At 62.2% G+C, this 21,681-nt stretch carries 22 protein-coding genes; 9 read left to right on the top strand and 13 right to left on the bottom strand.

The features are described 5' to 3' along the window. Positions 1–37: 37 nt before the first annotated feature. Complete coding sequence (locus AC1IQ6_RS16255; RefSeq protein WP_022960604.1) at positions 38–3,205, bottom strand: efflux RND transporter permease subunit; 3,168 nt, start codon at positions 3,203–3,205, stop codon at positions 38–40. A gap of 19 nt (positions 3,206–3,224) precedes the next feature. Further along, positions 3,225–4,427, bottom strand: a complete 1,203-nt coding sequence (locus AC1IQ6_RS16250; protein ID WP_008294933.1) for an efflux RND transporter periplasmic adaptor subunit — start codon at positions 4,425–4,427, stop codon at positions 3,225–3,227. A gap of 141 nt (positions 4,428–4,568) precedes the next feature. Between AC1IQ6_RS16250 and AC1IQ6_RS16245 the strand changes: the two genes are divergently transcribed. The 6 genes from AC1IQ6_RS16245 (at position 4,569) to AC1IQ6_RS16220 (ending at position 9,836) form a co-directional block, all read left to right on the top strand. Beyond that, a complete protein-coding gene (locus AC1IQ6_RS16245) occupies positions 4,569–5,174 on the top strand; it encodes a TetR/AcrR family transcriptional regulator (RefSeq protein WP_023047514.1) in 606 nt (201 codons plus the stop codon). Between the two features lie 63 nt (positions 5,175–5,237). Next, a complete protein-coding gene (locus AC1IQ6_RS16240) occupies positions 5,238–6,272 on the top strand; it encodes a permease (protein WP_009586987.1) in 1,035 nt (344 codons plus the stop codon). 12 nt (positions 6,273–6,284) lie between these two features. After that, positions 6,285–7,562 carry an ISL3 family transposase gene (locus AC1IQ6_RS16235; protein WP_022960607.1) on the top strand — a complete coding sequence of 426 codons (1,278 nt, stop codon included), beginning with the start codon at positions 6,285–6,287 and terminating at the stop codon, positions 7,560–7,562. 140 nt (positions 7,563–7,702) lie between these two features. Then, positions 7,703–8,443, top strand: a complete 741-nt coding sequence (locus tag AC1IQ6_RS16230; protein WP_021204041.1) for an LLM class flavin-dependent oxidoreductase — start codon at positions 7,703–7,705, stop codon at positions 8,441–8,443. Beyond that, the gene (locus tag AC1IQ6_RS16225; protein ID WP_004350834.1) at positions 8,427–9,314 is read left to right on the top strand and encodes a sugar phosphate isomerase/epimerase family protein; all 888 of its coding nucleotides are present in this window, start codon (positions 8,427–8,429) and stop codon (positions 9,312–9,314) included. The genes AC1IQ6_RS16230 and AC1IQ6_RS16225 overlap by 17 nt, the downstream gene beginning before the upstream one ends. Before the next feature lie 3 nt (positions 9,315–9,317). Further along, positions 9,318–9,836 (top strand): flavin reductase family protein, encoded by a 519-nt coding sequence (locus AC1IQ6_RS16220; RefSeq protein WP_004350836.1) that lies wholly within the window; start codon positions 9,318–9,320, stop codon positions 9,834–9,836. Positions 9,837–9,919: 83 nt separating this feature from the next. Here AC1IQ6_RS16220 and AC1IQ6_RS16215 read toward each other — a convergent pair whose 3' ends face one another. The 9 genes from AC1IQ6_RS16215 to AC1IQ6_RS16175 form a co-directional block, all read right to left on the bottom strand. Then, the gene (locus AC1IQ6_RS16215) at positions 9,920–11,914 is read right to left on the bottom strand and encodes a relaxase/mobilization nuclease domain-containing protein (protein ID WP_022960609.1); all 1,995 of its coding nucleotides are present in this window, start codon (positions 11,912–11,914) and stop codon (positions 9,920–9,922) included. A gap of 448 nt (positions 11,915–12,362) precedes the next feature. After that, entirely contained in the window at positions 12,363–12,950 is a 588-nt protein-coding gene (locus tag AC1IQ6_RS16210) for a S26 family signal peptidase (protein ID WP_061072754.1), read from the bottom strand. Next, complete coding sequence (locus AC1IQ6_RS16205; RefSeq protein ID WP_017234566.1) at positions 12,947–13,492, bottom strand: DUF2840 domain-containing protein; 546 nt, start codon at positions 13,490–13,492, stop codon at positions 12,947–12,949. The genes AC1IQ6_RS16210 and AC1IQ6_RS16205 overlap by 4 nt, the downstream gene beginning before the upstream one ends. After that, positions 13,489–13,773, bottom strand: a complete 285-nt coding sequence (locus tag AC1IQ6_RS16200) for a hypothetical protein (protein WP_039830464.1) — start codon at positions 13,771–13,773, stop codon at positions 13,489–13,491. The genes AC1IQ6_RS16205 and AC1IQ6_RS16200 overlap by 4 nt, the downstream gene beginning before the upstream one ends. Continuing rightward, positions 13,770–14,408 (bottom strand): ParA family partition ATPase, encoded by a 639-nt coding sequence (gene parA, locus AC1IQ6_RS16195; protein WP_061072753.1) that lies wholly within the window; start codon positions 14,406–14,408, stop codon positions 13,770–13,772. The genes AC1IQ6_RS16200 and parA overlap by 4 nt, the downstream gene beginning before the upstream one ends. A 253-nt stretch (positions 14,409–14,661) precedes the next feature. Beyond that, positions 14,662–15,519 carry a replication initiator protein A gene (locus AC1IQ6_RS16190; RefSeq protein WP_017231425.1) on the bottom strand — a complete coding sequence of 286 codons (858 nt, stop codon included), beginning with the start codon at positions 15,517–15,519 and terminating at the stop codon, positions 14,662–14,664. Between the two features lie 26 nt (positions 15,520–15,545). Further along, complete coding sequence (locus AC1IQ6_RS16185; RefSeq protein ID WP_021027215.1) at positions 15,546–15,836, bottom strand: helix-turn-helix transcriptional regulator; 291 nt, start codon at positions 15,834–15,836, stop codon at positions 15,546–15,548. A gap of 83 nt (positions 15,837–15,919) precedes the next feature. Then, positions 15,920–16,675, bottom strand: a complete 756-nt coding sequence (locus tag AC1IQ6_RS16180; RefSeq protein WP_017231427.1) for a DUF2285 domain-containing protein — start codon at positions 16,673–16,675, stop codon at positions 15,920–15,922. 325 nt (positions 16,676–17,000) lie between these two features. Continuing rightward, on the bottom strand, positions 17,001–17,351 hold the full coding sequence (locus tag AC1IQ6_RS16175; RefSeq protein WP_017231428.1) for a DUF2958 domain-containing protein: 351 nt from the start codon (positions 17,349–17,351) through the stop codon (positions 17,001–17,003). 258 nt (positions 17,352–17,609) lie between these two features. On the opposite strand from AC1IQ6_RS16175, the gene AC1IQ6_RS16170 reads away from it, so the two are divergent. Both AC1IQ6_RS16170 and AC1IQ6_RS16165 read left to right on the top strand, forming a co-directional pair. After that, positions 17,610–17,900, top strand: coding sequence for a helix-turn-helix domain-containing protein (locus AC1IQ6_RS16170; RefSeq protein WP_021027213.1), 291 nt, complete (start codon positions 17,610–17,612; stop codon positions 17,898–17,900). 34 nt (positions 17,901–17,934) lie between these two features. Continuing rightward, positions 17,935–19,071 carry an HNH endonuclease gene (locus AC1IQ6_RS16165; protein WP_021027212.1) on the top strand — a complete coding sequence of 379 codons (1,137 nt, stop codon included), beginning with the start codon at positions 17,935–17,937 and terminating at the stop codon, positions 19,069–19,071. A gap of 280 nt (positions 19,072–19,351) precedes the next feature. Here the strand turns inward: AC1IQ6_RS16165 and AC1IQ6_RS16160 are convergent, their stop codons facing one another. After that, the gene (locus tag AC1IQ6_RS16160) at positions 19,352–19,666 is read right to left on the bottom strand and encodes a DUF736 domain-containing protein (RefSeq protein ID WP_017231974.1); all 315 of its coding nucleotides are present in this window, start codon (positions 19,664–19,666) and stop codon (positions 19,352–19,354) included. A gap of 855 nt (positions 19,667–20,521) precedes the next feature. On the opposite strand from AC1IQ6_RS16160, the gene AC1IQ6_RS16155 reads away from it, so the two are divergent. Continuing rightward, positions 20,522–21,334 (top strand): PD-(D/E)XK nuclease domain-containing protein, encoded by an 813-nt coding sequence (locus AC1IQ6_RS16155; RefSeq protein WP_021027211.1) that lies wholly within the window; start codon positions 20,522–20,524, stop codon positions 21,332–21,334. Positions 21,335–21,426: 92 nt separating this feature from the next. Here the strand turns inward: AC1IQ6_RS16155 and AC1IQ6_RS16150 are convergent, their stop codons facing one another. After that, positions 21,427–21,636 carry a hypothetical protein gene (locus AC1IQ6_RS16150; protein WP_017232044.1) on the bottom strand — a complete coding sequence of 70 codons (210 nt, stop codon included), beginning with the start codon at positions 21,634–21,636 and terminating at the stop codon, positions 21,427–21,429. Positions 21,637–21,681: the final 45 nt, after the last annotated feature.

The raw sequence follows: 21,681 nt of genomic DNA, 5'->3' as shown, positions 1-21,681 counted from the left end.
TGGCGTTTGAAGCATGACGGAATCAGTCCTTGTGGAGTCAGACATGGGTGGCCTCCATGGCGACATTTGCCTGGCGACGTGGCTTGCGCGTCGCGAGCCTGCGTAACGCGACGTAGAAAACAGGAGTCAGGAATAAACCGAACAAGGTCACGCCGAGCATGCCGGCGAACACAGTCACTCCCATAACCTGGCGAATCTCCGCGCCTGCGCCGGAACCGACCATCAGCGGCACCACGCCAGCGATGAAGGCGATGGAAGTCATGATGATCGGGCGCAGACGAAGGCGTGATGCCTCCAGCGCGGCATCGAGGATGCTGTGCCCCTTGCGCTCAAGTTCACGGGCGAACTCCACGATCAGAATGGCATTCTTGGAGGCCAGACCAATCAGCACTATCAAGCCAATCTGCACGAAAATGTTGCTGTCACCACCCGCGAGCCACACGCCCGTCATGGCCGACAACAGGCTCATGGGCACGATCAGGATGACGGCCAGCGGCAACGTCCAGCTTTCGTACAGTGCCGCCAGCACCAGGAAGACCAACAGTACCGCCAGCGGGAACACCACCAGCGCGGTATTGCTTTGCGTGACCTGCTGGTAGCTGAGGTCGGTCCACTCCAGTTGCATGCCTGGCGGCAGCACCTTGTCTGCAATGGATTGCACTTGCTGCAATGCCTGCGATGACGACACCAGACGCGGATCTGACTCACCAATCAGGTCGGCAGATGGATAGCCGTTGAAGCGGATGACGGGATCGGGGCCGAATGTCTTGCGCACGTCCACCATGCTGCCGATGGGCACCATGTCGCCATTGGCGTTGCGGGTGCGCAGTTTGACCACGTCCTCGACAGAACTGCGGAACGGTGCGTCCGCCTGAGCCATCACCCGGAAGGTGCGGCCAAAGCGCGTGAAGTCGTTGACATACGCCGAACCCAGGTACACTTGCAGCGTATCGAAAAGATCGGTCACGGCCACGCCCTGTGCCTTCGCCTTGGTGCGGTCCACTACGGCGTCAAGCTGCGGCACATTGGCCTGATAGGAACTGATCGGATATTGGAATCCCGGTTCTTGCGAGATGGCCGTCGCCAGCTCGGTGGTCGCCGTCTGCAATGCGGCATAGCCCTCACGGTTGCGATCCTGCACGTAAAGAGAGAACCCGGAACCCGCGCCCAGCCCCATGACAGGGGGCGGCATGATGGCAAAGGCCAGACCGTCCTGCTCCTGAGCGAAGCGCTCGTTCAACTGTTCCGCAATCTCGGTTGCAGTGTGCTTGCGCTCATTGATGGGCTTGAGTACGAAATACACTAGGCCGCTATTGGACGTGTTGGTCGACTGCAAGCCGTTCATGCCCGGGAACTGCACGGCGTTGTAGACGCCATCGGTCTTGAGCGCGATGTCGCTCACACGGCGGACCAGCGCTTCCGTGCGCTCCAGGGATGCACCCTCGGGTAGCTGGATGACACCGATGAGATACAGCTTGTCCTGCATGGGGATGAATCCGCCAGGGACGGCCTTGAACACAGCTCCCGTCGCCACCAGTAGCGCGATGTAGACGAGAAACACCGCACCACGCCGCCCGAGGATGCGCGACACGCTGTTTCCATAGCCATCCGCGCTGCGCAGGAAGAAACGGTTGAACGGCCGGAATATCCAGCCCAGACTGCGATCCAGCACCCGCGTGGGCAGGTCTGGCGCGGCACCATGCGGGCGAAGCAGGCGCGCGGCCAGCGCAGGCGACAGCGTCAGCGAGTTGATGGCCGAAATTACCGTGGAGATCGCAATGGTGACGGCGAACTGTTTGTAGAACTGCCCTGTCACGCCGGACAGGAATGCCATAGGCACGAATACCGAGCACAGCACCAGCGAGATGGCGACGATGGGGCCACTGACTTCGCGCATGGCCTGATGGGCCGCAGCCAGCGGCGCCAGCCCTTCGGCGATGTTGCGCTCGACGTTTTCCACCACCACGATCGCGTCGTCCACCACGATCCCGATGGCAAGCACGAGTCCAAAAAGCGTGAGCGTATTGATGGAAAAGCCCAGCATCAGCAGCACGGCGAAGGTGCCTACCACCGACACCGGCACGGCTAGCAGTGGGATGATGGAGGCACGCCAAGTCTGAAGGAACAAGATCACCACCAGCACCACCAGTCCGATGGCTTCCAGCAGAGTGTTGACGACCGCCTTGATCGACTGACGCACGAAGACAGTTGAGTCATACTCCACCGACCATTCCACTCCCTCGGGAAAGCGCTTGGCCAACTCGTCCATCTTCGCGCGGACTTGATCCGAGATTTCGATGGCATTGGCGCCCGGGGCTTCAAGGACAGAGATCGCGACAGCAGGCTTGTTGTTGAGCAACGACATCAGCGAGTAGCTGGATGCGTCCATTTCCACGCGCGCCACATCTCGCAGCCGGGTGACCTGACCCTGCGATCCGGTCTTGACGATGACGTCGCCGAACTCTTCTTCCGTCACCAGCCGGCCCTGCGCATTGATGGACAGGAGGAAGTCGCTTCCCGAGGGGTTGGGCGGCGCACCTAGTTGACCGGCCGAGACCTGGACGTTCTGTTCGCGCACGGCTTCGACCACATCGCCGGCGGTCATACCCAGCGCCGCAATTTTGTCGGGGTCCAGCCATAAGCGCATGGCGTAGTCGCCAGAGCCGTAGATCTTGGCATCGCCCACCCCCTGGATGCGTGCCAACTCGTCGCGTACATGGAGCACGGCATAGTTGCGCAGGTACAGCGCGTCATAGCGATCGCCCGGCGAGCGCAACTGCACGACCAGCGTTTCGTTGTGGGACTGTTTGACGGTCACCACACCTTGCTGGCGCACCGCTTCGGGAAGACGCGGCTCTGCCTGGGCGACACGGTTCTGTACCTTGACCTGGGCGTCGTCGGGATCGGTGCCAGGACGGAAGGTGACGGTCAGCACCAACACGCCATCACTACCGGCCACGGACTTCATGTAGAGCATGTTTTCCACGCCGGTGATGGATGCCTCCAGTGGTGCGGCTACCGTGTCGGCGATTTCGCGCGGATTTGCGCCAGGATACGTGGCGCGAACCTGTACGCTGGGTGGCACGACTTCCGGGTACTCGCTGACGGGCAAGAGCGGGATCGCGATCAACCCAACCACGAAAATGATGATGGACAGCACGGCCGCAAAAATCGGCCTGTCCACGAAAAAGCGGGCAAAGTTCATGATGGCTGGCTCTCCGCGCTCATTCGCTCGCCTGGGCGATTTGTCGGCCTGCAGGCGCCATTTCAATGTCCTGGGCCGTCACTGGCATGCCGACAGAAACCTTCTGGATGCCGTTGACGATCACGCGGTCGCCGGGATTTAGACCTTCCTCGACGATGCGCAGGCCTTCGGCCTTGCGTCCCAGCGTGATGTCGCGGCGCTGGGCGGTGTTGTTCTCATCGATCACATACACGTACTTGCGGCTCTGGTCGGTCAGGATGGCCTTGTCGTCGATCAGCATGGCCTCGAAACTGCCGCTACCCGGCAGGCGCACTCGGGCATAGAGGCCCGGCGTAAGCAGGCCGTCGGGATTGACCAGGGTGGCGCGTGCGCGGATGGTGCCGGTGGCCGCATCGACACGGTTGTCCACGAAGTCCACGTTTCCGGCGTGTGGATAGCCGTTCTCGCCGACCAGGCCCACCTGCACCGGGATACTTTCGCTGCGCTGGTCGGGGCGCTCTCCGTTGCGAGCCATGTGGGCGTAGCGCAGATAGGTACGCTCGTCGCTATCAAAATGCACGTGCACCGGGTTCAGCGAGACTACGGTGGTCAGGATGCTGGCCTGGCCGTCAGCACTCACCAAGTTGCCTGCCGTGACCAGTGCACGTCCGGCGCGGCCTGTGATGGGCGAACGTACCTGGGTGAACGACAGATCCAACTTGGCGGTCTCGACTGCGGCTTGGGCGAACTGCACGTTGGCTTGGGCCTGATCGGCGGCGGCGTGGCGCTGCTCCAACTCCTCGGTGGAGGCTGCTTGCAACGAAGCCAGCTTTTGAGCACGGGCCGCTTCGCTACGTGCCAGTGCGGCCTGCGTGCGGGCGCGGGCCAAGTCTGCTTCCGCGCGAGCCAGAGCAGCACGGTAACTGCGAGCGTCAATCTCGAACAGCACGTCGCCACGTTTGACGATCTGGCCCTCTTCGTAATTGACCCTGTCGATGTAGCCACTCACACGTGGCCGCAGCGCAACGCTTTCCACCGCCTCGACGCGGCCATTGAACTCATCCCATAGGACGATCTTGCGCACCGACACAGGTGCCACGCTGACCGTGGGTGGAGGGGCGGCGACCGCGTCGGCGGCGTCGCTATTGCAGCCAGCTAGGGACAGCGCCAGCAAGCTCGCCGCAGCTAACGGCAAGGCGCGGCGCCAGGAAGGCAGGACCGCAAGGTAAGGCAATGTGCTCATTGTTTTCAGTCTCGAAGGGATGGCGAAACCCGGTTGATAAAATTTGACATACGTGACGTATGCCATTTATCATCCACTCATACGCAACGTATGTCAATCATTTACATACACTTCTTATGTGAAAAATCGGAGGACGACCTAATGGCACAAAAGCGTGCAGAGATGATTGAGGAAACGCGGGCCAAGCTCATCAGTGCCGCCCGCGCTGCGTTCGCAACCGTGGGATATGCGGACAGTTCAATGGATGAGCTGACGGCCCAAGCCGGACTGACGCGCGGAGCGCTCTATCACCACTTCGGTGGAAAGAAAGGGCTGCTGGAGGCGGTCATCGCCCAGATTGATGCAGAGATATCTGGCCGACTGGCCGTCATCGTCGAGGAGGCGGAGTCCACCTGGGACGGCTTCGTTCAGGAGTGCATTGGCTACATCAAGATGGCCGTCGAGCCCGAAGTCCAGCGGATCGTCCTGCTGGACGGGCCAGCGGTTCTGGGCGATCCCTCCCAGTGGCTCTGCCAGAACGTGTGCATCGTGAACACGCGCCGCAGCCTCCAGAAGTTGATCGAGGAGGCAGTCATACGCCCCGTCGATCCCCTGGCGACGGCCCGCCTGATAAACGGGGCGCTGCTGGGCGCATCGCTGTGGATCGCCAGCGCAGACGACCCACGCGCCGCTTCCGAAAAAGCCGTGCAGGGATTTCTTGTACTGGTGGCGGGCTTGCGGCGGGACACCTCTCCCGCGCAGCCGTAACAACCCAAAGGTGCCGACCGGCAGGCCGGACTCTTTGACCCAGAAATATAGGAGTAATATTGAATGTCATCTCAACTCCAAGACGCTCTAGGCATGTTCGCCTTTCTCGCTATCGAGCTATCGGTTTTATTCATTGGCATTAGCTTGCTGGTCGGAGTTCTTCAACGTCACATCCCACCATCCAAGGTGGAAGCGTTACTGACTTCCAGTGGGAAGCGAGGCTATTTTCTTGCTGCTGGTTTAGGAGCTATAACGCCCTTCTGTAGTTGCTCGACTATCCCCATGTTGAAAGGGTTGATTCGGGCACGGGCCGGTTTTGGGCCGATGATGGTGTTTCTTTTCTCATCTCCGTTGCTGAATCCTATCGTCGTCGGCCTGCTGGTTGCCACGTTTGGATGGACACTTACTGCTATCTATGTGCTCGCCGCTTTGGTGGTCGCGGTAGGTGCCGGATGGCTGCTTCACACGCTTGGCTTCGAGCGTTATGTGCGCCGGACGGCGACACAAGAGAGCAGTGGATGTAGTTCATCAGCAAGCCCGTGCAGTGCTACATCGACCGCATCGAGTTGCGGCACCAACAGCTGCGACACCACTCCGAAGACGGCTTCTTGCGGGGCTGATAGGAAGACAACAGTCTCTACGTCTAGCGAATGCTGTGACAGTCAACCCACTGTCACGGTTAAGAAAGAAGGGAAGTACAGTGGTGTGTGGCGGGAAGCTTGGTCGGACTTTATCGATGTGTTGCCTTACCTGCTCATCGGTATTGCGATTGGCAGCGTGATCTATGGTTTCATGCCCACTGACTTATTGGAGCAGTATGCAGGCCCAGATAATCCCTTTGCCATTCCAGTTGCCGCTGTCATCGGCGTGCCGTTGTATATTCGCGCTGAAGCCGTCATACCTCTGGCAGCGGCTCTGATGGCCAAAGGCGTGGGTGCCGGGACGGTGCTAGCGTTTATCATCGGCAGTGCCGGAGCCAGCCTGACTGAGCTCATTCTGTTGCGCTCTTTGTTCACGCTGAAGCTTTTAGCGGCGTTTTTAGCAGTCATTTTTGCTATGGCGATGATTGCCGGTTACGCCACCTACCTGTTTTTCTGATCAAGGCGGGAGATGATTAATTCGTTAAGCCTTCCTGGGTACCAGTTGGTGGATTCTGATGAGCAGAATGAAGACATACATTTTCGGCTTGAAGCACCTACACCAGTAGCCTGCGAGGGGTGCGGCGTGCAGGGTGAGTTCGTGCGGTTCGGCAAGCGTGACGTTCCCTATCGTGATCTGCCCATCCACGGCAAGCGGGTCACTCTCTGGGTGGTCCGCCGCCGATACACCTGCCGGGCCTGCAAGACAACATTCAGGCCCCAGCTACCGGAGATGGTGGACGGATTCCGTATGACACTGCGGCTGCATGAGTACGTGGAGAAGGAATCCTTCAACCACCCCTACACCTTTGTGGCGGCACAGACCGGCCTGGACGAGAAGACGGTGCGCGACATCTTCAACGCCCGCGCCGAGTTCCTGGGGCGCTGGCACCGCTTCGAGACGCCCCGCATCCTGGGCATTGACGAGCTATACCTGAACAAGCGCTACCGCTGCATTCTGACCAACATTGAGGAGCGAACCCTGCTCGACCTGCTGGCCACCCGCCGCCAGGACGTGGTGACCAACTACCTGATGAAGCTGAAAGACCGGCAGAAGGTCGAGATCGTCAGCATGGACATGTGGAACCCCTACCGGGCAGCGGTCAAGGCTGTGCTGCCCCAGGCCCGTATCGTGGTCGATAAGTTCCATGTGGTGCGCATGGCCAACGATGCCCTAGAGAGAGTGCGCAAGGGCCTCAGAAAGGAGCCGAAACCGTCCCAGAGCCGGACTCTCAAGGGAGACCGGAAAATCCTGCTGAAACGCGCTCACGAAGTCTCAGACCGGGAGCGCCTCATCATGGAGACCTGGACAGGCGCGTTCCCGCAACTGCTGGCCGCCTACGAGCACAAGGAGCGCTTCTACGGCATCTGGGACGCCACCACACGGCTCCAGGCAGAAGCCGCCCTGGACGAGTGGATAGCCACCATCCCGAAGGGCCAAAAGGAAGTCTGGAGCGATCTGGTCAGGGCAGTGGGAAACTGGCGCGAAGAGACCATGACCTACTTCGAGACGGACATGCCCGTCACCAACGCTTACACGGAGTCCATCAACCGACTGGCCAAGGACAAGAACCGTGAAGGGCGCGGTTACTCCTTCGAGGTGATGCGGGCACGAATGCTCTACACCACGAAGCACAAGAAGAAGGCACCGACTGCGAAGGTCTCTCCTTTCTACAAGAAAACCATCGGTTACGGACTGCCGGACTTCGCAGAGGAACTCAACTACGGAGTCGATCTATCAACCATCTGAGGGTGGTATCAGATTGATGGGGTGAAGGTGCCCCATCAACCATTAAATCCGTATACCCCAACCATTAAATCCGTATACCCGTATTTCTCAATGTCCCGTTTTTTGGCGACGTGGGTCACATCCATGACCTGTGGCCATTCATGGGCTACGTCACGGCACAGACGTCGCGCATCGCGCTCGCAACTGGCAGCGTCATCACCACTCTGCGTCATCCCTTGCTTGTGGCCAAAGCAGCAGCCTCGATCGACCGCTTGTCAAATCAGCGCCTGGTGCTAGGTATCGCCACGGGTGATCGGCCAACAGAGTTCCCGGCCTTCGGTCAGACAATGGATGCGCGAGCCACGTTGTTCCAAGAAGCATTGACTGTGTTGCGTCAAGCCTGGCGTGAGGACTTCCCGGAAATCTCCACGCCCCGAGTGAACTTGTCGGGTGCAGATACGCTGCCGAAACCGGCGTTGAGAGACATTCCCGTGATGGTGACTGGTCATTCACGCCAGTCGGTCGAATGGATTGCCGAGCATGGGGATGGCTGGCTTTACTATCCCCAAAATATCGCGCAGCAAGCCATGACAATCAAGAATTGGCGGTCGCTGACACCAAGATTCAAACCCTTCACGCAATCCTTCTATATTGACCTGTCGGAGAATCCCGATGAACCCCCGTCGCCCATCTTCCTCGGGTTTCGGGCTGGTCACCGATTCTTTACTGACTACTTCAGCCGCTTGCGCGATATTGGGGTTAATCATATTGGCCTCAACCTGAAATACGCGACACGTCCGGCGCATGAGATTGTTCAGGAACTTGGCGAGCATGTCGTACCGCACTTTCCGGCGCACGCTACTGCCCATTTGGAGGAGGCGCAGGATGCTGCACGGTCATAAAATTTTTGCCTGGGATCTCGCTTTTACTTCTTCGGCTGGTACCTATGCCTTCGATGTCCAATGCGAAATGCTGGCTGACATCGGTTATGACGGCCTGACCTATGCCGTCTGGTCAGGGAGCCGATGGGAAACCGCAAAGCGTCTATCCACCGTGAAAGATCGTTTCGGTTTGGAGGTCTTTAGCGTGTATGTGGTGATCGACCTGGATCAGGGCCCACAGCATCCCATCAACGCAGGACTCTTGCGGATGCTTGAGGAGATGGAAGGCGTGAAGGCTGTCAATCTTGGAATCAGGACGGCAGGCCACGGTTCAAATCATCGAAAGGCACCGGACGACAAGGTATTGCAGGACTTCCTTGGTCGGGCACTTGAGATTTGCGCACGGCGCGGAATTGACATCCTGCTGTATTTTCATCTGGGCTTCTGGATGGATCATTACTCCATTGCGGCACAGATCTGCTCGGTCGTGAACCATCCGAATCTCGGCATCGTGTTTCCAAGCTATCACTGGTATGGCTACGAAACCAATGCAGGCAGCCCGACGGAGGGCTATCAGGCAGTAGACCCGACGCCAGCGTTAATGGCGTCAACACCCTTCATGCGGGAATTGACTCTCAGCGGCGCAACCCGCAGCCCACTTGGCTGGAGTCGTATTGCCACTTTCGAGGCGCTCGATGCAGGAGAACTCGACAACTTCGCACTTCTTGGACTTGCCAAGTCGTTCGGTTATACCGGCCCCGTCGGCTATGACGGCACATTGGTCGGGGGGAATCCATACAGCACGCTCAAACGCTCCTATGACGCGATGGACGAGATGTTGGGTTTGCTGACAAAGCACCCTGGTTGGGCCAAGCGTGAAACGCACCCGTAACCTATGATTGAGCACACCTACATGTCCCAACACCCTTTGATTGCTGCCCAATTGAGGCAGGCGATGCGCGGCGTGGCCTCCACGGTGACGCTAATCACGTCGATCGCTCCCGATGGCCACGGACACGTAATGATCGCCAGTTCATTCACATCAGTCTCACTGGAGCCGCCCACGGTTCTAGTGTGCATTGGTCAGCAAACCCGTATCCATGGGCCGCTGCTGGCTGCTCGACGATTCTGCATCAATGTACTCCGCGCAGAACAGGAGGTACTTGCGGTGCACTGCCGTAGCGCCACGGGGACCGACCGTTTCGATCATGAAGCCTGGCGATTTGATGAAGTCAATGGGTTGCCCTATCTGCAAGGGGCGCAGGCTTCGCTGTTCTGTGAGCTGATTGAACACCATGCAGTCGGCACCCACTCGGTAATGCTGGCCAGTGTCGAGCGTGTGCTCACATCTGCATATGCCGATCCACTCGTCTATCTGGATGGCCGCTTCCGGGCCATAGATCCAACCCGTTGAAGATATGCAGCGAAGAATTTCACAACTGCCTCGGCATATCTCTAGACAGCCTGCCGGGTTATGTGGCTGAGACTCTTCGAGCATTAGCCAATGCCCATTCCCCGCTGCCGTCCGATTTCCCACGCCACGCCGCCACCGCTCACCGTCGCGGCAAGTTGCTGCCCCAGTCGCTGTTCAATCACCGGCTTCCACGGCACCAGACTGAACCCCATGCCGTCGTCTAGCATCGCGTAGCGCCCGCTGGCGAGCATGAGGCTGCGCCGGTAGATGCCAGCCACGCGCTGCCCGTCGGTGACGGGCCGATGCGCTAGGCCGATTTCGGCGGCAATATCCTTGGCGGCCTTTGCCAGTTCCCGATTCCGCAGCGTCCCCAGCAAGTTCCGGGCGAGGATCACCCGCTGCCCACGCCGCTGGGCCAGCCCCTGTTCTTCAAGGAAGTCGGCGCGCTGCTGCAAGGCTTCCTTCGTCTCGCCGCCAAAGCCCAGATCGCCCAGCCCCTTGCCGCCACCGATCAACTGCTGGTCCAGCCAGGTCGCGCCGATCACGCGGGCCTGCCGCTCGATGGGCAAGTGCGATTTCAGCTCCACCGCCACGCCGCCCAGGCGCTGTGCGTCGTTCTGGCGGCCACGTTCGGCCAGGTCGTCCGGCACCTTCCATAGTCCATCAGCCACACGTTCCACGATGCCGGCCCGGCGCAGGGCTTCCAGTCGGCGGACATGGGCCGCGACGACCTCCTGCGGGTCGCGGCCGGGCTTGGCTCGGCCTTGCTCGATCGCCAGGTGATGATCGGCGCGGTACAGGCCATCGCTCGCCAGCGCGGCGATGTTCTTGTCGGCCGCCCGCACCTCGTTGGAACCGCGTACCTCCACCACGGCTCCGGTGGGATAGTTCGCCAGCTCGTCGCGGGCGTTCAAAGCGACGTAGTGGGCCTTGCCGTCCACGCCGTCGATGACCAGATAGCCGCGGTCGTGCAGCTCGTCGGCCAGCCCCTTGCCGGCCACGCGGCCGACGATGGTGCGGCCGTCGTCGCCGGGCTCAAACACCGCCTGCTCGCGCGGCTGGCCGCTCATGGCGCGCTGCATGGTGCGGATGATGTCACCACGCTCGCCCAAGGCGCGCAAGGTCTTCTCCGCGTCGGCATGCACGGCCCAGGTGCCGGGCTGCGTCTCGTCAGCCAGGCCCAGGCGCTGCAAGCGTTGGAGTCGGCCGATCAGCAGCAGCCGCTGGCGTTGCAGGCGGGGCTCATTGAAGCGCTCGATCTGCACCCGGCCATCCTCGCCGGCCTCACGCTGCAATGTGCGGTCGAGGCTCGTCCACCGCTCCTGTTCCACCTCGCGCTGCAAGGTCTGCTGGATCTCCAGTTCGGTGCGCGGCCCCAGCCATTCCGTCGCCAGTTCGGCGGCGCGATGGCGGAAGCCGTGGGCGATGTAGTCGCCCGCGATGATGAGGTCTTTGCCGGTGTCGTCGCGCCCGCGCACGATCAGGTGGGTGTGCGGGTTGTCGGTGTTCCAGTGATCGACTGCCACCCAATCCAGCCGCGTCCCCAGATCGGCTTCCATGCGGTTCACAAGATGCCGGGTGTAGGTGCGCAGGTCGTCCAGCTCGGCCCCGTCCTCGGGCGAGACGATGAAGCGGAAATGGTGCCGGTCGTCGTTGGCCCGCTCCTTGAAGGCATCGAGGTCGGCATCGTCAATCTGCGGCCCGTAGGCCCGGCCCGGTTCGCCATCGCGGCCGGCGCCGTCGCGCTCGATGTAGCGCAGGTGCTTGGCGAGCGACTGCGGGCTGGCGTTGCGTTGATTGACCAGTAGGGTCTTGATGGTCACGCGCCGCGACATGGACGTCAGCTTCGCCCCGGCGAAGCGCGCCGCCGTATGGCCGCGCCCCAGGCGCGAGCCGGGCCGCTGGCCGGCGCGTGCGCCGCTGCCGCCGGCTGCGGAATGGCGCATCGAGGACTTGCCGCCGCTGGCCTTGCCCGCCTGCTTGAGTACCTTGGAAACGAAGCTCTGGCCCTGGCCTTTGCCCCGGTTCTTCGGGGCGCTCGGACGCACCCGGAAATCGTCGTCGCGGCGGGCGGTCATGGCTGCGCTCCCTGCAAGCTCTGGCGTGTCCTGTCGTGCGAAGCACGGGGACATGCCTGCATTGGCGCGGGCCTCGCGCCCCAAGCGGCACGGTGGCGAAGCCGCTCCGTGCCGCGCCACCCCCATGTGCAGACAGGCTTTCTACGCGGCCTGGTGCCGCGTCCTTTTGTCTTGCCTTCCGCCTTTGCCCCTCGCTGACGCTCCGGGCAGCGGCGGCCCGGCGGCGCTGCTGCACGAGCAGCCAGCGCGCCGGCGAACGCAAACACGGCCACTGGCCGGGCGCGTTCGAGGCAAGACGCCTGCACGTTGGATGGCTGCGCCGAAGGCAGCGCGAAGTGCGGCGCGGATGCGCTCGCACTGCACGCGCAACGACACAGCGACGGCCAGCAGCACGACACGCCCGATGGCACGATGAGATGCACGGCAGCGTGCAGCGAATCGGCGGCCATCATGGGCGCGACTCCAGCCAGACCGGACGCGCAACGCCGATCACGGCAGCTGCGCTGACCGGCCCGAAGTAGCGGCTGTCGAACGACGCCGGATTGGTGACGCTGAGCAGGAACAGCTCGCCGGGCCGAAGGCGGCGGCACTGCTGCCAGGATGGCAGCGGCCGGCCCCAGCGATCCGCAGACAGCACGGCGGCCGAAGGCACGCCGTCGATGCGAACGCTGCCGCCGACGATGCACACCTCTTGCGGCGCCACTGCGCCCACTCGCTTGAGCAGGGGAATGCGTGTCGGCAGGTAGCCGCGCTGCGCAGCGAGCGCGGCAGCCTCGGCCGGCAGCGGAACCAGCACGATGGTGCCCACGGATAACCGACGTGACAGCGGGCTAGCGCGATGGTCAAGCGGATCGACGCGATACCAGCCGACTGCCACGCTGTCGGACGGGTTGTAGGTCAGGCGCGGCAGTGGATGCACGAAGGACGCCCAGGCCAGCGCAGCGAGGCCGCAGGCGGACAGGCCCGCCAGCACGATGCGAGCGCGCAGGCGCAAGCGAGGACGCGGTGCGGTGCCGGTAGTCGAAACGGCGGTCATGGCAGCGCCCTCCCGATGAGCCAGGCGGAGTGCCGCTCGGCGGTGTATTCGGGCAGCGGCAGGCGCGCAGCGAGCCGGTTGGCGAGCGTGCGCCAGTACGCGGGCGAAACGGCAGCGGGCGCGATGCCCAGCGCCTCGATGGCGTCGATACGCTCCAGCACGGCGCGCACCGATTGCTCACCTTCGGCGTGCAACAGCAAGCGCGCGCCCGGCTGCACGCCGGGGATGCGCTGCTCCTCATCTAGCGGCGTGCAAGCCTGCATCACCATGAGCTGCCAGCGCACGGTGCCGTAGTCGTTGGCCTGCCAGCGAATGCGGCAGAAAACGGCGTTCGGCAGGAACACGGCGAGACTGCGCCAGCGGTCGAACCGGTGCGTGCGCGCGGGTTCGCCGAAGCGCAGATAGAGCTTGAAACGGTGCTCCAGGAAGGCCAGCGAAACGCGCGTTAGCGGCGTTGAAATAGGCCGCGCCGCGTGTGCTGGGAATGGTGGCGCTGGTACAGCCGTGGCCGCACCAGCGGCAGGCAAAGCGGATGCGATCATGGTGTGTTCTCCCTGCGGTGTTCTGGAAACTCGCGCTCCAGCAGGCCGCGCAGCAGTTCGGCCACCGTCACGCCTTGCGTGAAGGCCGATACCTTGATGCGCGCCCGCATGGCGGGCGTGATGTCGAGGGTCAGACGAGCCGTGTAGAGGTCGCCTTTGCCCAGCGCATCGACGTCACCTTGGCGAATCCACGCTTCGGCGTGCGGATTCGTGGGCGGGCGCGCGCCAATGCCCACGCGCTTGGCTGCGCGTTTGCTGCCGAGTGACGGCTTTGTGGTCATGATGGCCACCGCAGCAGTTCGTCCACCAGCGCGGTGATTTCGCGGGCGGCGGCGCTGTCGGGCGCCAGCTCGCGGGCAAGCCGGCCGGCGGCCACGCTGTCTGCGAAGACGATGCGCTGGCGTACTTCCGAGCGCAGCGCGGGCAGCGGCTGCTCGGCCAGAGCGCCGCGCGCTTCGCGTCCGATCACCGTGGTGCTGACGCGCCGGTTGATGACGAATGCCGCGCGCAGCGCAGGCCGGAACACCTGCGCCTCGCGGATCAGCGCCACCATCTCGGCGCTGGCCCACAGGTCGTAGGGGCTGGGCTGCACGGGGATCAGCACGCGCTCGGCCGCCAGCAGCGCGGAGCGCGCCAAGGCGGCGATGCGCGGCGGGCCGTCGATGACGACGTGATCGGCCCGCCTGGCGAGTTCTGGCGCCTCCTGATGCAATGTTTCGCGAGCGAGGCCCACGGCGCTGAACAGCCGTGGCAAACCTTGCTGGCTGCGGCGCTGCGTCCAGTCCAGCGCGGAGCCTTGCGGGTCGGCGTCCAGCAGTACGACGTGCTGGCCGCGCATCGCCAGCTCACCGGCGATGTGGGTGGCGAGCGTGGTCTTGCCCACGCCGCCTTTCTGGTTGAGCAGCGCGACGATCATGGCCTGACCCTCCACGTTGGAAAGCCCGGCTGTTGCTGCTGTGCGTGGTGCCGCTCGGCGGTTTTCCACCGGCGTGCGGCGCTTCTACTATCAGTTAGATGATTTAAGTTAGGGAAGTTAGAGGGGCCGCAAACCCGCACCGTTATTGGGTTTGCTGGCGATTCGTACTCCTGATAGCACGATAGCCGTACTCCCGATAGCACGATACGCCGTACTCCTGATAGCACGAGCCCATCCACAAGCTGCGCACCGTTTATCCCCGTGCCGTGAACGGCACGGGCCGGAAGGTCAGCAGCTCGGCGCCGTTGTCCGGCATTCGCTCGATGCCCAGGACGTAGCCGGGCATCGACTGCCGAGCGACTAGCGCGCGCAGGTCGTAGGCGAAGTCCGAGAAGCGCGTGGCGCTGCCCGATTTCCGATACAGGTGCCGAAAATCGAATTGCCAGCCGCCCGGTTGGCGCCCGCCGTGCTTGCGCACCAGCCGGTACAGCCATCGCTCGATCCCGCCCGTGAGCCGGAAATACGCCGGGTCGATGGTCAGTACCAGGGCGGCATCCATGACGCCCGCGTAAAACCAGTCCGGCAGGATCAGCTCCAGCCCCAAGGGCGTGCCCTTGGCATCGGCCAGTTCCTTCCATTCGTTGATCCACGAGAAGCGGTGCAGCCGTCTTCCCGTGGTCTCCCGGATGGACGTGGCCACCGTGGTGGATTGCAGGCGATCCAAGGCCGCTTTGAGACGTTGGTAGTCGCGCAGCGACGTACCGCGCCCGATGAAGCGCAGGATCTCGTAAGGCGTGGCCTGCATCAGCCGCGACGGGCGCAAGCCCGCATCGCGCGCTTCCACGATCTGACTGGCCGCCCAGATCAGGATGTCCGCATCCCAAATCGTGGCGATGCCGTGCTCCTGCGTGCCCTCCACGCGGATCGTGATGCCGCTGGCCCGGAAGTCGATCGGCGCGACGCGCCGCGACTTCGCCAGCGAGAAGAACGGAAAGGCCATCAAGTCCTGGCTGTCGCGCGGCGCCATGTCGCCCGGCAAGGCGCGAAACAGATCGAGCTGTTCGCGCTCTGGCACGGGCCGCTGCCGGGACGGCAGCGCAGTGCTGGACATGGCGATGGCCTGCCGCGTGCCGCCGATCAGCGCGCACGGCTGTCGGCCGAGTGGTGCTCGGCGTATTCGGGATCGGAAGTCGTCTCGAAGCTGCGGTCGGCGGCCCAGGCGTCGAGGTCGGCCACGGCGTACATGACGCGCCGGCCGAACTTGCGAAAACGCGGGCCACCGCCGAGTACGCGCTGTTTTTCCAGCGTGCGCGGCGACAGCCGCAGGTAGTCGGCGGCCTCGTCGTTGGTCAGATAACGCTGCGGCTGCGCAGCAGTGGTCGGGGCAGTGGCGGGTGCGGCAGAAGGCCGCAAGGGAGCGGGACGCATAGTGAGAACCTCCGTAGCTTTCAAAGCTCCGGCCGCACAGCGCAACCGGATGGAGGCAGTCTCAGAAAACGAAGCCCTCTTGCTCAGGGTCGTTTTGCGTGGCCATCAAAACGACCCTTCTCAAGCGGCGCAAGCTGTGCTAGGCGGCGATAGCCGCCGCGCATCAGCGCATCGCCGCGCCGCACCAGGCGGCGTACCTTGGAGCGCAGGCCGCCGTCGCTGTACCAACCGGCCGTGGCGTCTACGCCGAACAATCCTTCGGCCACGTCGCGCAAGGACGCGCCCGCCAGGGTCGCGTCGAGCGCCTGCAGGGTGTGCAGCTCCAGTAACGCAGCAGGCGTCGGCCTGGGCCTGGTTCGCGCGGCGCTGGGCGCGTGATCGAGCACAGGCGCGGCAGCGTCGCCGCGATGGGCATAGGCGACAGCCATGCCGTCTTCCAGGCCAAAGGCCAGCGCGTAACGCTGGCAATGGCCGGGGCTGCGCGCGATCAATGCCAGCCGCTTGCCATCGTGGAGCAGGTGCTTGTGGCCGGGAATGTTCCAGAAGTCGAATCTGGCCGCGTCAGGCGGCGGATCAGCATCGGGATAGAGTTGCACCACGGCCGCATGGCCGGGCAGCCAGGCCGGATGCGCGTCACGCGCATCCAGCGCCGGGTCTTCCAGCAGGCGCAGGCCCCAGCGATACGCAGCATCGGGGCGGCGCGCACGGCGCACCCAGTCAAGCCGGTAATCAGGATGCCTACGCAAGTACTCCCAGGCCAGCGCCAGCGCATCCAGCCACAAGATGTAGAGGTAAGCCGCCGTGGGATACCAGTGAGCGACGTGATGAGGATTGACCATGACCGTAGCTCCTGTCGAACAGCAGGAACGTCGCCACGGCGTCAGACATGCAGGAGCCTTAAATCAAGGTAGAAATCCGGTTAAGCTGTATCTGTTGGTGTCAAGGCTAATTGGCTCCGGCGTATTGCGAAATCCGTCCGAATGCGACGGCCGCCCGACTTAGAAATGTCATGCGGCACGGAATACCGTGCCGCAACTCCCGCAAAGGATCGTGGCTGTTTTTCGCATGAGGGCACTGCTTCGGTGCAAGAGTGCGGATTCAGACTTTGCGGGTCTGGAGCAAGACCGAAATAGCCTTAATACGCCCGGCTTGGGTGCGAATGGCTCAATCGACGACAGAGCGGTTTTCCTGCGCCAGCCGCAGGTATTCCGACAGCGGGCGCACCGCCTGGAAGTACAAATCCCGCGCTACGGGCTGCTTGTTCGGGCCGACGATGGAGGCCAGGTCGGACAGCTTGATGTGACCCAGCTCGGGCATACCGATGCCCACGTCCATGACGCCCCAAGCTGTATCGCCGTCGGCAGGATCGAGCGATGCCAGCAGCCAGATCGCGTGGGCGTCGGGAGTGAATAGCCGCACGACCGGCAACGGGTCGTATGGTTCACCGGCGGCGACCCGCCGCCCGTTCTCCAGCAGCGCGGCGCGCTGCTCCTCGGTGACGAGGGGAGCCTTCATCGAGGTGCTCCTGTTCCAACATGGCATGTCGGTTTTGCGTTTCCACGCGAAAGCGTGGATGCGTATTCCACGAAAGCCGTGGAAACACGAAAGCGCAAAAGCTCAATTGTAGAAATCTGCAAAGGCACGTTGGCGGTTTCCCGGTTTCACCGGAATCCGCAGAAGCGGATTTCCGTAAAAGAACGAAAAAGGGCCAAAAGCATGAATGAGTTAAAGATAACGTGGTTTTAATTGTGCTGCGAATTGACGCTTCTGTCCATGCAGAAGCGACCCATTCAGCGTGGCCGACCAGCCGGCGCCACCACCTTCGACGCCGAGTTGGCGCAAGCCTTCGGCGCGGCGGTGCGCGCGTTGCGGACGGAGCGCGGCATCGCGCAGGAGTCGCTGGCGAACCTCGCCGGCATCGAGCGTTCGCACATGGGCAAGGTCGAGCGTGGCGAGCACATGCCCACGCTGGCGATCATCTTCAAGATCGCCAGTGCGCTCGAATGCAGCACGGCAGTGCTGATGAGCAGGACAGAAGAGCTACTGGCAGTAGCCAGGTCGTAGTCGCCGAAGCGCTGCGTTTCGGTCGGGAGGATTCATGAAAACATGTTGGCTTTGCCCCAATCCCTTGGAGGGCGATCACCGAACGGGTGAGCACATCATTCCCAGCTCAATAGGTGGGCGCAAGGAAGTCCACGACTTCATCTGCAGGAGCTGCAATAGCACGCGGGGCGTTGCATGGGAGGCGGAACTCGCAAAGCAGTTCCTCTGGTTTTCGAGTGCAGCCGGAGTCAAACGCGGGCGAGGCGGCACGCATCCAGACTTCAAAGTGCAAACTGCGTCAGGAGAAAAGCTACGGCTTCGGGCTGACTCTGTATTGGTGCTTGATGGGCATGATATATCGACCCAAGAGTCAGACAACAGGATAGAAGTCGCCATTCGAGCAAATGATTCAAGAACTATAAAGAACTTGCTCAAAAAGATTGCTGTCGATCACCCGGAATTCGATTTCAAGAACGCCACCACCCGCTCGGAGCAAGTAGACAATTACTTGGACGAACCGCTCTGCATGAATTTCCGCTATGGCGGCCCGGCAGCCGGAAGGTCTATGGTCAAGTCGTGCCTGGCCCTCTTGTCGGAGGTTGATCATATTGAAAAAAGCAACTGCGCTCGGGCACTGGCTTACCTCTTAGACCCGAGCCCTGAGGCTCCAAACCCCTTTTACTTTTTCTTCGATGCGGATCTGATTGAGAACCGACCGCAGGATCACCTTTTCCACTGTGTTTCCGTGGTTGCTCAGCCACAGGAAGGTCGAATCCTCGGATATGTAGAACTCTTCAATTTTGCAAGGCTCCTTATCCTTATCAGCGATGAGTACAGCGGCCCGGCTTTTCAAGAGACCTATGCCATTGATCCCGTCGAGGGGAAAACGCTGGATTTATCCGTTGATTTCAGCCTCGTAGGCCGCTTGGATGACTTGCCAAAAATAGCGAGCGAGGCACCAAAGATGTACCTTGAGGCTTTTCAGCACACCGGGAAGATCGTTCAGGCTCTTAACGATGATCGAGTCAGAACGCTGGCCATATCGAGGGCCAGTGAGGGTGCGTTAAAAACACTGGGCTTAGCCCCGTCGGCGGAAGAGGTACCCCCCGAATTGAAAGACGAATGGATTCGCCTATTCATGCTGAATCTCAAGCCATACATCGAATCAACAATTAAAAGGGCAGCGCCATAACGCAGCTCGCTCCCCCGGGAGCAAGCGAAGCGCGCAGCGCCGCAGGCGCGAAGGCGTGAGGGATTGAAGCCGAATGGCCGTGACGGCAACGACGGCGCGGGGCGTAGCCCGTAAAGCCCGGCGGCGCATCGCGCCGACACGCCATGCCCTGGCCGTAACCGCAGACACTGCTCCCAGTCTGGAAGACGTAACCTGCAATGGACGCTGCCTGCCGCTGCCTCGTTCGGGACGAACGAACAGCGCAGCGCCCCGCCATGTGACGGGGCGCAGTGGGCGGCTGTCAGGCCGCCTGGGGCTTGCTGCGCGACCAGATCAGGTCGTGCGTGCCGTCCTCGCCTTCGATTAGGCGGGCGTAGACCGTGGCCGGGAACGAAGGATCGTCGAGGGTCACGGAGATGTACTCCCGCCCGGCCTCGCTGGTCTTCTTCCACGCCGCGCCGATGTCATGGCTGGCTGCCTGCAGGCGGAAGTCCGGGGCCTTCTCGTTGTCCCCCTTGTCGTTGGGCACCAGCTTGACCTTGACGTTGAGCGTCAGGGTGCGAAGCGTGCCGGTGAAGCCGTCTTTGTCTGCGGTGAAGCTGCCGATGTTGGCCATGATGAAACTCCTTTTGGTGGAACAAGGTTCGCGCCCATCGCGTCCTTGTTGTGATCCGGCCGGCGGGGGACGGGCGGGCCGCACCGCTTGCGGTCGAAACGCAGTGGAGAGCCGGAAGGCGAAAAGAATTTGGCCCGCGAGGAATCTGCGCAGCAGAGGGGAAATTGTTTTCGCTGGACGGTTGCAGCCATGAAGCCCGAGGCGCAGCCGCGCCACCGCCAGGATTCACAACAACACAAGGACGCCTTGGGCCGAACCACCCCCAATTCGAAGGGAGACAGGGCCGACTCGGCATCCCCGCCCGAAGGCTGTTCCGGCTCGCCCTCTGACGCGGGCCAGGTCAACACCCCAACGACAGGCGAGAACGCCCCTGCCGCACCTTGCGGCGCCGCTCTTGAGGCGTGGCGTGGAAGCTCCATGGCGATGTCGGGCGGGATGCCCGTGAACCGTCCTTCGTGACGTGATGGGCGAGAACCGCCAGCGTTGAGGACGGCACGCATCTGCACAACCTGCCGCAGCAAGCATCAGCGTGTTCGCCAACGCACCGTCCATTGCGAAGAGGCGCTGATCGTGCCGATCCGGCGCAGCCGGTTCGGCAGCATCGAGGGGCGCCAAGCTGCGCGCGGCGGGGATAGCCCGTAGGGCTTTCCCCTAGAGGCAAGCGCAGCGCGCAGCACCGCAGGCGCGAAGGCGTGAGGGATTGAAGCCGAATGGCCGTGACGGCGAAGTCGGCACGGGGCGCAGCCCGAAAGCCCGGTGGCGCATCGCGCCTACACGCACAGGCCCATATCACCTACTTCCCACTATAAACAAGCTACGCTCTACCCTGCTTACACCTCTCAGAACCAGATTCATATGACCCAAGATGAGTTCATCGACACATTGGAGCGGTATTCAGCCGCCCTGAGCGCAATGCTTGGGCGATTTACCAAGTCTCACAGTGGCATCTATATGGCCCAAGGAGATGAAGGCAGGTATAGGGAAATCGGGGTCGAACTCATCGACCTTTTTCGGGATGAAGTCGTTGACGGATTGCATCATGCGAAGATCGTCGCAGACTACTTCAACGACAGCACCAATACCTATATCGGCACGCCGTCATACCGGGGCGTGGAAAATGTCAGAGGAGTAGTCAACGCCATGCTTGCACGGGTAAGGAGAAGTCCTGCCTGCCTTAGAAGCGCCCAACTTTCTCCGGGGAAAGTCACAGCACCCGAAAGGGTCGAAGCGCTCTATCGGATAGGAGAGCGCTTTCATCAGGTCGCAAAGCAACTACGTGTTCGGCGTCAAGACCGACCGACTCTGGACATCGGTGATGAATACGACGTGCAGGATCTGTTCCACGCGCTCTTGAGAATCCCCTTCGACGATGTGCGACCGGAAGAATGGACGCCCAGCTACGCTGGCGGCGCGTCCAGAATGGACTTCTTGCTTCCCGAGATTGAAGCCGTGGTGGAGATTAAGAAATCACGGCCAGGACTCGGTGCCAGAGAGTTGGGCGAGCAACTCATCGTAGATATTGCGAAATACAAGAGGCACCCAAACTGCCGCACGCTTTTCTGCTTCGTATATGACCCGGATGGCCGAATCCATAACCCGCGCGGAATCGAAAACGACCTGAATGCAGAGCAGGACGAACTCAAGGTCAGAGTCTTGATCGCGCCATGAAGCATCCTCACCGGGCGCGGCCACTGCCGCGCCCGGATTTTGCGTTTCACCGCGCCCAGGACGGAACGACCTGGGCGCGGTGCTGAACGCGGTTATTCCTTCGTCTCGATGATCCACCACACGGCGCGCGCCAAAGCGCGGCCCGTGATGGGATGAATGTCGGTGAGGTCTGCGCGGGCCGTCCAGCCCGAGGGCGGGCGGTAGCCGCGCACATCGCCCTCGCCGTGCCAGCTGCGGGCGCGCACCGTGCTGGGGGCGTAGATCGCCGCCATGCGCGGGCGGCTGGTGGTGGTACGGGTCATAGGGAGTCTCCTTCCAGCAATGCGCCCCGGTCGGAACCGGGGCGC

Source organism: Achromobacter sp. MUI-25009338, from assembly GCF_057359325.1.
Note: the sequence above shows the minus strand (reverse complement) of the source record. Positions and strands in the feature narration are given on the sequence as shown.